This window comes from Psychrobacillus psychrodurans (assembly GCF_050209195.1).
In the GTDB taxonomy this organism is placed as follows: domain Bacteria; phylum Bacillota; class Bacilli; order Bacillales_A; family Planococcaceae; genus Psychrobacillus; species Psychrobacillus psychrodurans.
On the sequence record NZ_CP189791.1, the window covers coordinates 2,597,227 to 2,609,548 of the forward strand.

Below are 12,322 nucleotides of genomic sequence, written 5' to 3' on the forward strand. Positions count from 1 at the left end.
AGCTTACTTCTCAAATAAATTGAAAAAATCTTTTTCAAGGATATACTCTTCATTGGAATTTTTAAAAACTATATCAAAGTTTTTATGATAAGGATGCATGAATAATTCATATTGAATTGTCCGCATTTCATGAGATTTTCTTAAATAATTTATATCTGTTCCTCTTTCAGAAACATCACGTATACTCCTTCTCATTAATTCGGTTTCACCATCCGTATATAAGTACACTTTTAGATCATACAGATCAGGATTAGTAAATGCGACGCTCATGCCTTCTACAATATTAATCTTGTTTTGCGAAGAAAGTAATGTGCTCTTTGAGTAACTCGTACCTATTGTATAAACGTCTAAACCATCTCTCATCATATGAATATCTCTCTCCAAAGCTAATATATTATGAGCGGCAGGATGACAAGCTGTAATTTTATCATGATAATGTTGGTTCTTATATTCATAATCGATAAAAGCGTACTTTCTAAGATTAGAACTGATAATGTAAGGATCTGTATTGATATAATTCACACAGTCCTGCCCCAAAATCTTCATAAGATTATTAGAAAACGTTGACTTTCCAGATGCACCATGACCCGAGATTCCAAGCGTGACTCTTTTGTCCTTTGTTGTAATCCAATTAGCTATTTCATGAAATATTTTATCCATATTTTCCCCTTTTACTCTGTTGTCTATGTACCAAAATTACCAAACAATATCATACCAATTGCGAAAATAGTTAAGACCAATAAACCTAACATACCAAGTGAAGAAATAAGTAATGTGATTGTTTTTAAACGCCCTTTCACACTAAAAAGTGCAGCGAAAAATGACCCAAATAATAATAGTAACAACAGCCAAATATCCAATGACTCAGGTAAGGGATGCAATACTTGAGGGAAAATAAAACCTAAAAAGATAAAAGAAATGATCAACAACAACGAAATCAAGCCTAAATATCTTTTCATTAAATCAACCTCACTTTCATATGTACTCGCTCCTTACTTTAATCGAATATCGTTTCTTTTTCAGGGTTCCTCAAGAATTCAAAGAGTGTTTTTATTTGTGACTCCGTATTCCTATTTGTAGAAAGCTGCGGTAAATTATCTTCGGAAAAAAACTTAATATTATTCGTTTCAATACCTATAGTAGGTTTTCCTCCAATAATTTCACACAATATAAATATCTTATAATAGTGATAAGCTTCTGGTGGATGTGGATGTTTATTTTTATCCAATAGAGCAATTAACCTTATAGGTACAACATCAAAGCCAGATTCCTCTTTTATTTCCTTTACAACATTCTCAGAGGGGGACAGTCCTATGTCACAAAAGCCACCTGGCAAAGCCCATTTATCATCTATATTTTCTTTGACCATTAAAATCTCATTACTTTTAAAAACCACGCCACGAACATCGACTTTTGGAGTTTGATAACCAGTTTCATTAGCAAATATATCTCTAATTTTATCCATTTCTAGTGCCGTATGTTCTGCCATTATCTCTATACTAATATTACGTAATTCTTCATACCGTTCTAAATCGTAAACATCTTTAGAAAAGGCTAATCCAGACTGTGATAAAGCTTGTATTCTTTTTGCCCACTCTAACCACTTTTTACTCATTGGTCACTACCTTGAAGAAACTTTTAAATTCCTTTACACTTTTTATAAGTAAATTTGGTGTTTCCTTAAATGTAGCTGTTTGGTACTCTGGTAACCATTGCACACCAATTGTAAATACATTAGCTTGTACTCCCGCAATCACATCTGCATCACTATCTCCAATATATATTGCATCCGAATTATTAACTTCTAATAGAGATAAAGCCTTTAGTAATCCCTCTGAATCAGGCTTCGGATTTGTAACATCATCACCTGTTATTATAACGTCAAACATACCATCCATTTCTAATACTTTTAAAGAGATATCTAAGCTTCTTTTTGCCTTGCCAGTAAAAATCCCTATTTTTATATCCATCTCTTTCAAGTACCTTAACAACTCTAAAATTTCAGGATCAACCTCTACTAAACTTTTATGATGTTCAGAATACTTTTCATAATAATATTCGATTGCCATTTCCTTTTTAGGATTCGATAAATTGTTTCTAATAATACCTGTTTCGGATGGACCAAACATATCCTTTATTTCTTCAGAGCTAAGATCCTTATTATCATATTCTGTAAACACATTTTTAAAAGCACAAAAACAAATGGGCAAAGTATTAGCCAATGTCCCATCAAAATCAAATATAATGGCTCTCATAATTAGTCTCCTATCTTAGTAAAACGATTCGTGATTTCGATTGAACCTTATAAACAAATTTTACTATACTTTCAATAAACTTTCTTTTATTATTTGAATACTATGTAAAATGATTTTGTGCTTACATACTTATACATGCAATAAATGAAGTATGTAAGCGCTGTGAAATTCCCTAGTACTGTATAATATCCAATCAGTGTACTGCCAAAAGGTTAAAACAAATTGGATTACTACTATAGATAGTATCGATTCTGACTACTTATCTGGTTTTTTATTTTTTGGATTTCATAAGTTAGATTATCAATCTGTTTCTGTAAATTTCTATTATCACTAGAACCATTTTTTTCTTGTCGTTCTTCTTCTATAGCAAGAATCGCAGACAAAGTGGCAAGTGCATCGCCAAACGTACTTATCGCTCCTGCAATTACAGCGATTTTAGCGGCTTGACTGTCTGATTGGAGGTCCGAATTATCTTGTTCAAAATTGAAATTGTTTTTGTTCAATTCAATAACCCCCCAGTAAATTAATATCATTTTCACTCTATTTTATGCAAAAAGCATTTTTTCGTGAAAGTATTTTACTTGTGGCCGTAGCCTTGTGCCTGACTACTTTATAAAGAAAGGTATTTCCTGAGAAGATTTTTAATAAGAGGATTAAGTCCCTCTGGTAACTCATTTATGGTAAAAAACTTAGCCTCTATTGTCTCTTGACCATCAGCCTTAAGAACACCACCAGTAATTTCTTTAGAAACGTAAGCGATTGTAATGGGGTAGAATTCATCTCCATTTGGTAATTTAACAAAATACTGTTTCCCAGAAAAAACACCAACCAATTCAAGTTTACCAATTTCTATTCCAGTTTCTTCTAAAACCTCTCTTCTACCAGTCTCTTCTGTAGATTCTCCTAATTCCATAAACCCTCCGGGAATACCCCATATACCATCACTACGCTTTTGTAACAGCAATCCTCCTCTTTCATTCATTACTGCAACTGCAACTCCCACTAAGATTAAAGGATGATTGCCGACACTTTTTCGTAAATCCTCAATATAACCCATAACTTCCCCCCTATAATGATTGTCTCATACATAAATTCTCTATTATGAAGGAAATTACCTCTTGAATTTTTAGAAAACAAAAAAGCACTGCTTACGCAATGCTTTTTACTTTCTATTGAATTACTTTTTTTCTTCAGCAACCGCTTCTTTGATAGCCTCTGCAATTGCTGTTGCATTTTCTTCTTGTTCCGTTAATTCCTCTGTTGTATGAGAGATTGTTTCCATAAATTCCATTGGTTCTTCTCCTTCAGACGAAGCGGTACCGTCATCTAGTGGTGAAGAGGCAGTTGGTTTAATGGCTTTTACTTTATCAACTAATTGTCCAGATTGCTCTTGAATTTGCTTAGAAAGTTGAGTTGTTTTTTCTTTTGCAGTTGTTGAAAAGTCCATCGTTTTTTCTTTAAGCTGACTAGCCTGTGTAGAAAGGTTTCCACGAAGCTCTGTTCCTGTTTTTGGTGCTAGTAATAATGCAGTGGTTGCACCAATAATACCACCTATTAACACACCGATGATAAAATCTTTACCATTTACTTCTTCTTCACGGTAAATATCCTCTCGTGAATCACTGTTGTAATATGGTACCGGTGGATAATGCGATTGACCTTGCTGATTATAAGATGATTGGTTTGCATAATATTCATGATTATAAGTTGCTTCATTGTAATTAGGTTTAGTTTGTTTTTGATTTGTCATGTAAATCCCTCCGATTATAGTGGTTTATGGTTGTCGTTTTCATAGGTATAATATCCAGCACGTTCTAACGCTTTACGTTCTCTCCATTTGTCGCGAACACCTAATAGAACGTTACTCCATTGGACAACCTGGGCAATTTTTTCTTCATTTTTCTCAACTTCAGAGGTTACAGAAGTTGTTAAACGTTGAATAGAATGATTAAATCCATTTACAGAAGTTCCTACATTTTTAACTGCATCGACTACTGTATTTAACTTCTCCGATTTAGCTTGTATATCTTCTGCTAAATCATTTGTTTTATGAAGAAGTTCAGCTGTTTCCTTTGTCATGTTTTGTAGATTTGTTTCTAACCCATCTAATGTGCCCGCTACATTATTAAGTGTTTTCTTAACTGAAAATAATGTCATTGCTAAACTAATACAAAGTATTAGAAATGCAACAGCGGCTATAATAGCGGCTATGTATAAAAGATTTTCCATTGTACATCCTCCTAAAAACTTATATGTCTTAATACAATTTTACCCTAATCAAATCAAATTAAACTTCCTACCTATACTATACTACTTTTCTTTTAAATATCCTTCAAAAAAAAGCTTAATCCAAATAGATTAAGCTTTTTTATTATTTATTTAACTTTGCTTCAAAAGCTTGTTGATATTTTTGAACGTCTCCAGCTCCCATAAATAAGAAAACTGAATGCTCCTTTGTCTGCAAATCCTCTACATTTTCTTCTGTTAGAATATGGCTACCTTCGATAATATCTCCTAGTGTTGAAATTGTTAAATTCCCTACATTCTCTCTCGCAGATCCAAAAATATCACATAAATAGACCCGATCCGCCAAACTCAATGCCTCACTGAATTCTTGTAAAAACTTTTGAGTTCTTGTAAAAGTATGTGGTTGGAAAATCGCAATAATTTGATGAGTTGGATACTTTTGTCTAGCAGATTGAATAGTTGCTTTTATTTCTGTAGGATGATGAGCATAATCATCAATGATAATATCATTACCCACTATCGTCTCCGTAAACCTTCTTTTGACCCCTTCAAAGGTTTCTAAACCTTTTTGGATAGTATCTGCAGGAACTCCTTCGTAATGGCAAAGAGAGATAACTGCTAGAGCATTTAATATAGTGTGGTCACCGAATAACGGAATGGAGAAGCGATCATAAAATTCGTTGCGTACAAATACATCAAAAGATGTACCTTTTGGTGTAATTTCGATATTGCGTGCAGCAAAATCATTATGTTCTCCAAAACCATAATAAACGACAGGAACTTCCGATTTTATCTGTTGTAAGTATTTGTCGTCCCCACAAGCAAAAATACCTTTTTTCACCTGCATCGCCATTGACTGAAATGCCTGAAATACGTCATCAATATCATGGAAATAATCTGGATGATCAAAATCAACATTGGTCATTATTGCATAGTCCGGATTGTACGCTAAAAAATGACGGCGATATTCACAAGCCTCGAACACGAAGTTAGAGGCATTTAACATACCTTTTCCGGTACCATCCCCGATTAAATAGGATGTAGGTTCGTATCCACTTAATACATGAGATAACAAACCAGTAGTAGATGTTTTACCATGAGCTCCTGTAACTGCTACAGAGGTAAACTGACTCATATAATTCCCTAAGAAGTCATGATAACGAATTATCTCTAAGCCAAGCTCTCTAGCTTTGACTAGTTCGGGATGGCTATCGGGAAACGCATTTCCAGCAATAATAGTCATACCCTCTTTAATATTCAATTCATCGAATAATAATATTTCTATATTTCGATCATGTAATGGTTTTTCAGTAAAAAAATACTTTTCAATATCAGAACCTTGAACTTCATAGCCTGTATCGTGTAAGATTTGCGCTAATGGACTCATTCCAGACCCCTTAATGCCTGTAAAATGGTACTTTGTCATACGTAGAAACCTCCTGGGATTAGCCCCACTTATATACATTAAATACTACATGCGCCTATTTAGACGTATTCATTATTATACCACTTATTCGTATAAACCTTTAAAAAAGTGAAACTTCTGTTAGTGGGTTGTTCTTTAACCCCACTGATTGAATATGGAAATTAAGCAAAAAACGCCGCGTCCTGTCAATACCCTAAGTGACCAACATTCTATTGACCCGTTATGCGCTGTATGCAATAAACATTGAAGAAACCACACGGTGTGTGGTGCATTTTGTTTATGCTCTATATCGGACTTTTACAGTCAGTTGGACTTTTACTTTCACTTTGTAAATTGACATACCTTGAAGTGGAAATCTTATTCGAGATAACATTATTAACTAAAAATTTCATCTAAAGTATCACTCGTTAACAATACATCTCTTGCTTTACTTCCTTTTTGCTCTGTAATATATCCATTCTCATACATAGCATCTATCAAGCGTGCTGCTCGGTTATATCCAAGGTGAAACTTACGTTGTAATAACGAAGTGGAAGCAGTACCTTGTTCTACGATAAAACGACAAGCCTCTTCGAATAAATCATCTTGCTCTGAAGTGATTTCTTTTTGTAGAAGTTCCTCTTGTTCAAACATATAGTCAGGATTGCCTTGACTTCTAGCATATTCAATAACACTCTCAATTTCATCATCAGAGACATAGGTTCCCTGGATACGTACTGGGCTAGACATGCCATTCCCTTGATAAAGCATATCTCCTTTTCCAAGTAAACGTTCCGCACCTTGCTGGTCTAGAATTGTACGCGAATCAATTTGTGATGATACAGAGAATGCAATTCGAGTAGGTATATTAGCTTTGATCAACCCAGTAATAACGTCTACAGAAGGACGTTGTGTAGCTAATACTAAATGTATCCCACATGCTCTTGCTTTTTGTGCAATTCGGCAAATAGCATCTTCTACTTCCGTTGGTGCCATCATCATTAAATCTGCAAGCTCATCTATAACAATGACGATATATGGGAGCTTTTGTGCAAACTGTCGCTTTTCTGTCGCAAGTGTATTATATCTAGTAATATCTCGTACCCCAATATGTGCAAACAATTGATAGCGTCGTTCCATTTCTTCCACTGCCCATTTTAACGCAGCAGTTGCGGCTTTTACATCCGTAATCACTGGACTGACAAGATGTGGAATGTGATTGAACGGTGCGAGCTCCACCATTTTAGGATCGATTAGTAATAATTTTACTTCATCTGGCGTTGCTTTATACAACAGACTTACTAATAATGAGTTAATAAATACAGATTTCCCAGACCCTGTTGCTCCTGCAATAAGTCCATGAGGCATTTTACGTAAATCAAGAGTGACTGGTTTACCTGTTAAATCCAATCCCAAGGCTGCTTCTAACGGGGACTCTGAATGTAAAAATATATCTGTATTTATAACTTCAGATAAACGAACTGCACGAGAATTCCTGTTTGGTATTTCAATTCCAATAGAGCTCTTCCCTGGAATTGGAGCTTGAATACGAATATCTTTTGCTGCTAATGCAAGTTTGAGATCGTCTGCTAAGTTACGTATTTTACTTACTTTTGTTCCCTGACCAACCGTGATTTCAAACTGTGTGACTGCTGGTCCCTGTACCATTTGAACAATTTCACCCGCAACTTGAAAATGAGATAGCGCATCAACTAATGTAAATGCTTGCTCCTCCATCCATTCTCTATCCTCCACATTCATTTCAGGAGGAAGTAAATGACTAAAAGAAGGTCTTACATAATTAGTTTGGACCTCTTCTTGCTCTTCTACTATTTTTGACTTTAATTCTTGATTCATTACTTGTTTTTGTTCCCTCGGAATTGTTGACGCTGTTGTAGTAACCGCCTTATTAGCTACAGGGGATATTTTGTTCATAGTATCTATTCTATTCATTTTACTTTTATCTGATTTCAACATTAGAACATTAAAAGGTCTAATGTTTTCTTTTAAAGGTTTTTCAGTTTCTAAGTACTCCGTATTAGGCACAGTTTCATTTTTTTCTAATGCTTCCGTTACCGCTACTTCAGCTTGTACAACTTCTACTAACTCGGTGACTGGCACATCCTCTTCTACTACATCAACCTTTTCTTCGAGTTCAGATACATACAATAATTCTTCAGCAGCAATCACTTCTGGTTCTGGATCAATAGGTTCTGGTTTATTTAATACTTCCGAAATTACTGGTTCGTTTTTTGGTTCTGATTCTTCTATAATCTCTTGTTCTTTTTCTTTATTTTCTATTACTGCTTTAGAGAACCCATAAATCGGTGAAGGAACTTCGGTAGGTGTGAATGCTCTTTTCTTTCGATTTATAGCTGGAACTTCTTCCACTTTTTTCTTCTCTGCACGATGTATAACAGTAGGTTGTGCACGTTGCTGCCATAAGTTTTGTGCATGTAATGGTTTATATTCGGGTTCCTTGAAGTAAGGTTCCTCTTTATATGTTTCAACTATTTTTTCTTCCTTTGGATAACCAGATAATGCTCCATTTTTTTCTTCATCTGAAATTAACGGAAAACGAAAAGGAGCTTTCTTCGTTGTAGAATGTACATTGTGTTGTTGCTGTTGTTGCTGCTGTTCATATTCCTCTTCAAATTCTATTTCATCTGATGCAAATAATTTTTTTAACCAATTCAAATTCATCACTCTTTCTAAAAGATACCTCTTATTCTACCAATAATAATAGGTTTCGTCTGTATTTATAAGATAGAATGGGAAAAAAATCATGTGTTTTAGGTATTTAACCAATTGAAAAATGCCACTTATGTATTGGGAATTCAATATATATGGATAAATATACCGTTCCACGAGTAAATTACATACGAACACTTGTAACCGACATGTACTATTCCGAGAGAAAAACTGGCTAAAAGATCTTCCAATTTATAGAACAGGCGGCACGAAGATGCGATTTCGATCGCTCTAACGCTAATTTATATGATAAATACCAGAAACACTGATTTTATAGACTCAAGAAGCAATGACATCCTTATAGTTAATGAATGATTTGACCTAAATTTTTCTTTACTTGCTCTCACCAATTGCTTACTTGCTCCCATCTGCTGAATACTTGCGTTCGTGGAGGATTTACTTGTTCAAATCCTATATTTACTGGCGGACTATTAAATTTTACTTGCGCATTGGATAATTCAACCAAATTACTTTACTAATTCATAGATTAAATATGTAGAATCGAATAGAGAAACTGCAAAGAATAGTGTCTTTAGATGCCCCTGCATATTCATAGAATTGATGACTGGAACGCAAAGCGACGTTAGAGGGATTAGTGTTAAGTGAAGACCCACCAGTGAAGCGAGGAGATTGAGGAACGACCGCGAAAATCGTAATGGTAATATAATTTCTTTATTTTTCAAGAACCCGGTTTTTACTGCACATTTTATATTCTGTTCTATTCATAAACAAAAAAAGCACACCGCTGAGGTATGCTTTTCATTCATTAAACTAAAAATTCACTTCCAACTTCTTTTTGCTCGTCTAGGATAAGAATTCCTTTTACTTCTGGTGCATCTGGAATTGCCAATTCTCGTGCGGAACATAACATTCCACTTGATGCAACGCCTCTAAGTTCAGCGTCTTTAATAACCATTCCTGATGGCATTACTGCTCCCACTTTAGCTACTACTACTTTTTGTCCCGCTTCTACATTAGGAGCGCCGCATACGATTTGTAAAGTCGATTCTCCAACATTTACTTGGCATACTTTTAACTTATCGGCATTTGGATGCTGTTCTAATGAGTCCACGTGACCCACTACAAACTTTGGAGATAGGTCTACTTCTAGTGTAAAAGAAGCACCGTTTTTCTCTAATATTTGTTGGATAGTTTCTACTATTTCTGTGGTTAAAGGAACATTACCTTGTAGATCCAACACTTTGTATTTACTAAATTCAAATATATTTATAGCCAATACTTCGTTAGTTTTCACATCTATTACTTGTGTAACATCACCTTTGGTTTCCGTAATAACTTTTTCTGTTTTTTGAGGTGTTAATTGGATTAATAAGACATCCCCAACTCCAGGTTTGTTGTAAAAAATATTCATTCGTTTTCGTTCTCCTTTGATACTCGATTTTTCGCCATGATAAATATTGGTTCTAAATCTCCATTTTCGTAGATGAAAGATAATGAAGTAATAGGCACAGTTCCTACGGTGAAGAAATGCATCGTCATTTGCGCCAGAACATCGTAACCTGTTTCATTTCTAATATCACCAATTATCATAACATCTTGATGGGGTAAAGAAATAGTCATATCACCGGTAATTTTCTTTTTCATGTCCTTTAATAGCGATTCGTTCAGTATACGGCTTGCATCATATCCATCGTTGTTATTAAAGAAATAAAAAATATTACCTGCCACCTCGTCGGTTTTAAAGCGGTTCTCTAAATTTCTAACTTGGAAGAGTGCTCGTTCACGGACTTCCGTCTCCCTTACTTTCCAATCTGCTAACATTTTTTCATCTAGTAACCGGTAAGTGCTTCCTAGATCGACTGCATAGTATATACGTGTTTCTGCTGTATGATCTTTTATGATAAAACGATTACCTTCATTAGACTTAAGTGGGAAAGAAGTTGATCGGATAACTGGATATACAGATAATGATGGATCTATTTCTCCCGCCATTTCTTTTTCCATTGCTTGAAAAGTTTCGTTTATCGTATATACGACTTCATTAATCGCCACTTCTTTTTTCGTTTCATATTTGGCTAAAATTGGAGGGATTGAAATTTCAATTCCTTTCCCTGTTGCTTTATGAGTCAATCTAAGCTTATTTGTTTCTCTATTATAATCATAAGTGTATATATCTTCGGAAAGCTTAGTTTTTAATAGTCTTACAAGTTCAAGTGCTTTCATCTATTATCTTTTCCTTTCATAAACAAAACGGTCCACTAGGTGAACCGTTTGATGGATTAAATCGATTGAAGAAATGATTCAATTTCCTCTCTAGTTTTACGGTCTTTACTAACAAATCGACCTTTTTCTTCGCCATCTTCATATGCTAGAAAACTAGGAATACCAAATATATCAAGCTCGATACATAAATCGATGAACTGATCACGGTCTACAGAAATAAAAGTAATATCCCCAAATTTCTCCTCAATCTCTCCCATGAAAGGATCGATGAAATGACAATCTGGACACCAGTCAGCTGTAAATTTAAATACGACTTTTCCTTGTTGCTTTAGTTCTCTGAATTGATCTACTGAAGCTAGATTTTGCATATGTACCACTCCTCTAGTTTGTTGGAATTGAGCGAACAATTAACATCATTTTCTCTAAATTATTTGCAATATCTTGTTGCTCTGAAATAGTTGTTAGCTTAATACCACCAATACTAGTTATAAGCTCATACTTTTCTTCACTGTTTTCAATAACCGCAGCAAATCCAAAACGTCCGTTTTGCTCAAATGTTTTTTCTTCTAAAACCTTTAGATTATTATCTGACGACATCAAATCATAATATAGTTTACTGCTCGGTAATTCATTCGGATTAATGAAGAGAATAAATGAATCTTTTCCTTTCGAAAGAATTATATTCGTCTCATCCGATTCTTCCTCTATTGAAAAACCACTAGGTATAAATATATTCATTTCGTTCACTTTTTCATTTGGTTTTTCTGCATCACCCTGAAATGCTACTTTTGCATTTTCAAGTCCATCTGCAGTTTGTTCCTCTAAAGAAGAACATCCAGCTAATAAAATGACAGCTATTGACGCGATAAATAATCGCATCCATTTTCGAGTCATTCTCTTTCCTCCATTCAGTGCATAACTGCTATATATTTTAACGGTGATCACGTACGATTTCAACTACAAGGGCTTATAGGAAAATTCAAATTGCCCAATCAATAATAACATTATATGCTCAAACATAGCACTTCTATTAACAAGTCCATTTGAAAATACACCAACTGCTCCCTCATCGTGCCGTATCTCGTTCTTATTAGTAAAGACGTCCATTACAGGTCCAAGTTCCGCACCAGCCAGTAATTGTTCCGCTATTTCCTTAGGCAATGGAATACCGGCTCCAGTTGCCGTAAAAACATCACCATTTTGAGTCACCAGTGCCCCCCAATTACAAATGTACAGCTGGTCATCTATTTCTTGAACACCACCTTCTAAACCGATCCCAAACAATGCATCCGAACCTACCATCAGATGCTTAGCTCGGTTAATAGCACCTTGCCTAGTCTCTTCTTGACTCATCGGTTGATCGGAAACTAAAGATGGAACTTCTATATTCTCAAATATAGCATTTGGATAATAAATACTAGAAATCGCTTTAACAGCTTTTGTTTTAGCTCTATTATTTGTACCTATTAATATTTTCATA

Annotated in this window: 15 protein-coding genes; all 15 read right to left on the bottom strand. The window is 34.7% G+C overall.

The window, feature by feature from the left end:
* Nucleotides 1–3: 3 nt before the first annotated feature.
* The gene (locus tag ACQCPR_RS12515; protein ID WP_090564327.1) at nt 4–660 is read right to left on the bottom strand and encodes a uridine kinase family protein; all 657 of its coding nucleotides are present in this window, start codon (nt 658–660) and stop codon (nt 4–6) included.
* 23 nt (nt 661–683) lie between these two features.
* Nucleotides 684–959, bottom strand: a complete 276-nt coding sequence (locus tag ACQCPR_RS12520; RefSeq protein WP_090564329.1) for a histidine kinase — start codon at nt 957–959, stop codon at nt 684–686.
* A 38-nt stretch (nt 960–997) separates the two neighbouring features.
* A complete protein-coding gene (locus ACQCPR_RS12525; RefSeq protein WP_090564330.1) occupies nt 998–1,615 on the bottom strand; it encodes an NUDIX hydrolase in 618 nt (205 codons plus the stop codon).
* Nucleotides 1,608–2,258 (bottom strand): HAD family hydrolase, encoded by a 651-nt coding sequence (locus ACQCPR_RS12530; protein WP_427138945.1) that lies wholly within the window; start codon nt 2,256–2,258, stop codon nt 1,608–1,610. Before ACQCPR_RS12530 ends, ACQCPR_RS12525 begins: the two co-directional genes overlap by 8 nt.
* A 230-nt stretch (nt 2,259–2,488) precedes the next feature.
* Nucleotides 2,489–2,758, bottom strand: a complete 270-nt coding sequence (locus ACQCPR_RS12535; RefSeq protein WP_090564334.1) for a hypothetical protein — start codon at nt 2,756–2,758, stop codon at nt 2,489–2,491.
* A 107-nt stretch (nt 2,759–2,865) separates the two neighbouring features.
* Nucleotides 2,866–3,312: an NUDIX hydrolase gene (locus tag ACQCPR_RS12540; RefSeq protein ID WP_427137150.1), complete on the bottom strand. Its 447-nt coding sequence runs from the start codon at nt 3,310–3,312 to the stop codon at nt 2,866–2,868.
* A 120-nt stretch (nt 3,313–3,432) separates the two neighbouring features.
* Nucleotides 3,433–4,005 (bottom strand): YtxH domain-containing protein, encoded by a 573-nt coding sequence (locus tag ACQCPR_RS12545; RefSeq protein WP_090564338.1) that lies wholly within the window; start codon nt 4,003–4,005, stop codon nt 3,433–3,435.
* Between the two features lie 14 nt (nt 4,006–4,019).
* A complete protein-coding gene (locus ACQCPR_RS12550; RefSeq protein ID WP_090564341.1) occupies nt 4,020–4,484 on the bottom strand; it encodes a DUF948 domain-containing protein in 465 nt (154 codons plus the stop codon).
* Nucleotides 4,485–4,626: 142 nt separating this feature from the next.
* Complete coding sequence (gene murC, locus ACQCPR_RS12555) at nt 4,627–5,928, bottom strand: UDP-N-acetylmuramate--L-alanine ligase (RefSeq protein ID WP_427137151.1); 1,302 nt, start codon at nt 5,926–5,928, stop codon at nt 4,627–4,629.
* Nucleotides 5,929–6,303: 375 nt separating this feature from the next.
* Nucleotides 6,304–8,604, bottom strand: coding sequence for a DNA translocase FtsK (locus tag ACQCPR_RS12560; RefSeq protein WP_427137152.1), 2,301 nt, complete (start codon nt 8,602–8,604; stop codon nt 6,304–6,306).
* Between the two features lie 820 nt (nt 8,605–9,424).
* Nucleotides 9,425–10,030, bottom strand: a complete 606-nt coding sequence (ytpR, locus tag ACQCPR_RS12565; RefSeq protein WP_427137153.1) for a YtpR family tRNA-binding protein — start codon at nt 10,028–10,030, stop codon at nt 9,425–9,427.
* Nucleotides 10,027–10,842: a DUF1444 family protein gene (locus ACQCPR_RS12570; protein WP_090564351.1), complete on the bottom strand. Its 816-nt coding sequence runs from the start codon at nt 10,840–10,842 to the stop codon at nt 10,027–10,029. Before ACQCPR_RS12570 ends, ytpR begins: the two co-directional genes overlap by 4 nt.
* Before the next feature lie 56 nt (nt 10,843–10,898).
* Nucleotides 10,899–11,210, bottom strand: a complete 312-nt coding sequence (locus ACQCPR_RS12575) for a thioredoxin family protein (protein WP_090564353.1) — start codon at nt 11,208–11,210, stop codon at nt 10,899–10,901.
* 13 nt (nt 11,211–11,223) lie between these two features.
* The gene (locus tag ACQCPR_RS12580) at nt 11,224–11,736 is read right to left on the bottom strand and encodes a hypothetical protein (protein WP_090564355.1); all 513 of its coding nucleotides are present in this window, start codon (nt 11,734–11,736) and stop codon (nt 11,224–11,226) included.
* A 63-nt stretch (nt 11,737–11,799) separates the two neighbouring features.
* Nucleotides 11,800–12,321, bottom strand: a complete 522-nt coding sequence (locus tag ACQCPR_RS12585; protein ID WP_090564357.1) for a DUF84 family protein — start codon at nt 12,319–12,321, stop codon at nt 11,800–11,802.
* Nucleotide 12,322: the final 1 nt, after the last annotated feature.

Excerpts from the sequence above, each read along its gene's own strand:
- ACQCPR_RS12515 (WP_090564327.1), bottom strand. The coding sequence starts at position 660 with ATGGATAAAATATTTCATGAAATAGCTAATTGGATTACAACAAAGGAC.
- ACQCPR_RS12550 (WP_090564341.1), bottom strand. The coding sequence starts at position 4,484 with ATGGAAAATCTTTTATACATAGCCGCTATTATAGCCGCTGTTGCATTT.
- ACQCPR_RS12540 (WP_427137150.1), bottom strand. The coding sequence starts at position 3,312 with ATGGGTTATATTGAGGATTTACGAAAAAGTGTCGGCAATCATCCTTTA.
- ACQCPR_RS12580 (WP_090564355.1), bottom strand. The coding sequence starts at position 11,736 with ATGACTCGAAAATGGATGCGATTATTTATCGCGTCAATAGCTGTCATT.
- ACQCPR_RS12520 (WP_090564329.1), bottom strand. The coding sequence starts at position 959 with ATGAAAAGATATTTAGGCTTGATTTCGTTGTTGTTGATCATTTCTTTT.
- ytpR (WP_427137153.1), bottom strand. The coding sequence starts at position 10,030 with ATGAATATTTTTTACAACAAACCTGGAGTTGGGGATGTCTTATTAATC.
- ACQCPR_RS12585 (WP_090564357.1), bottom strand. The coding sequence starts at position 12,321 with ATGAAAATATTAATAGGTACAAATAATAGAGCTAAAACAAAAGCTGTT.
- ACQCPR_RS12570 (WP_090564351.1), bottom strand. The coding sequence starts at position 10,842 with ATGAAAGCACTTGAACTTGTAAGACTATTAAAAACTAAGCTTTCCGAA.
- ACQCPR_RS12575 (WP_090564353.1), bottom strand. The coding sequence starts at position 11,210 with ATGCAAAATCTAGCTTCAGTAGATCAATTCAGAGAACTAAAGCAACAA.
- ACQCPR_RS12525 (WP_090564330.1), bottom strand. The coding sequence starts at position 1,615 with ATGAGTAAAAAGTGGTTAGAGTGGGCAAAAAGAATACAAGCTTTATCA.
- murC (WP_427137151.1), bottom strand. The coding sequence starts at position 5,928 with ATGACAAAGTACCATTTTACAGGCATTAAGGGGTCTGGAATGAGTCCA.
- ACQCPR_RS12545 (WP_090564338.1), bottom strand. The coding sequence starts at position 4,005 with ATGACAAATCAAAAACAAACTAAACCTAATTACAATGAAGCAACTTAT.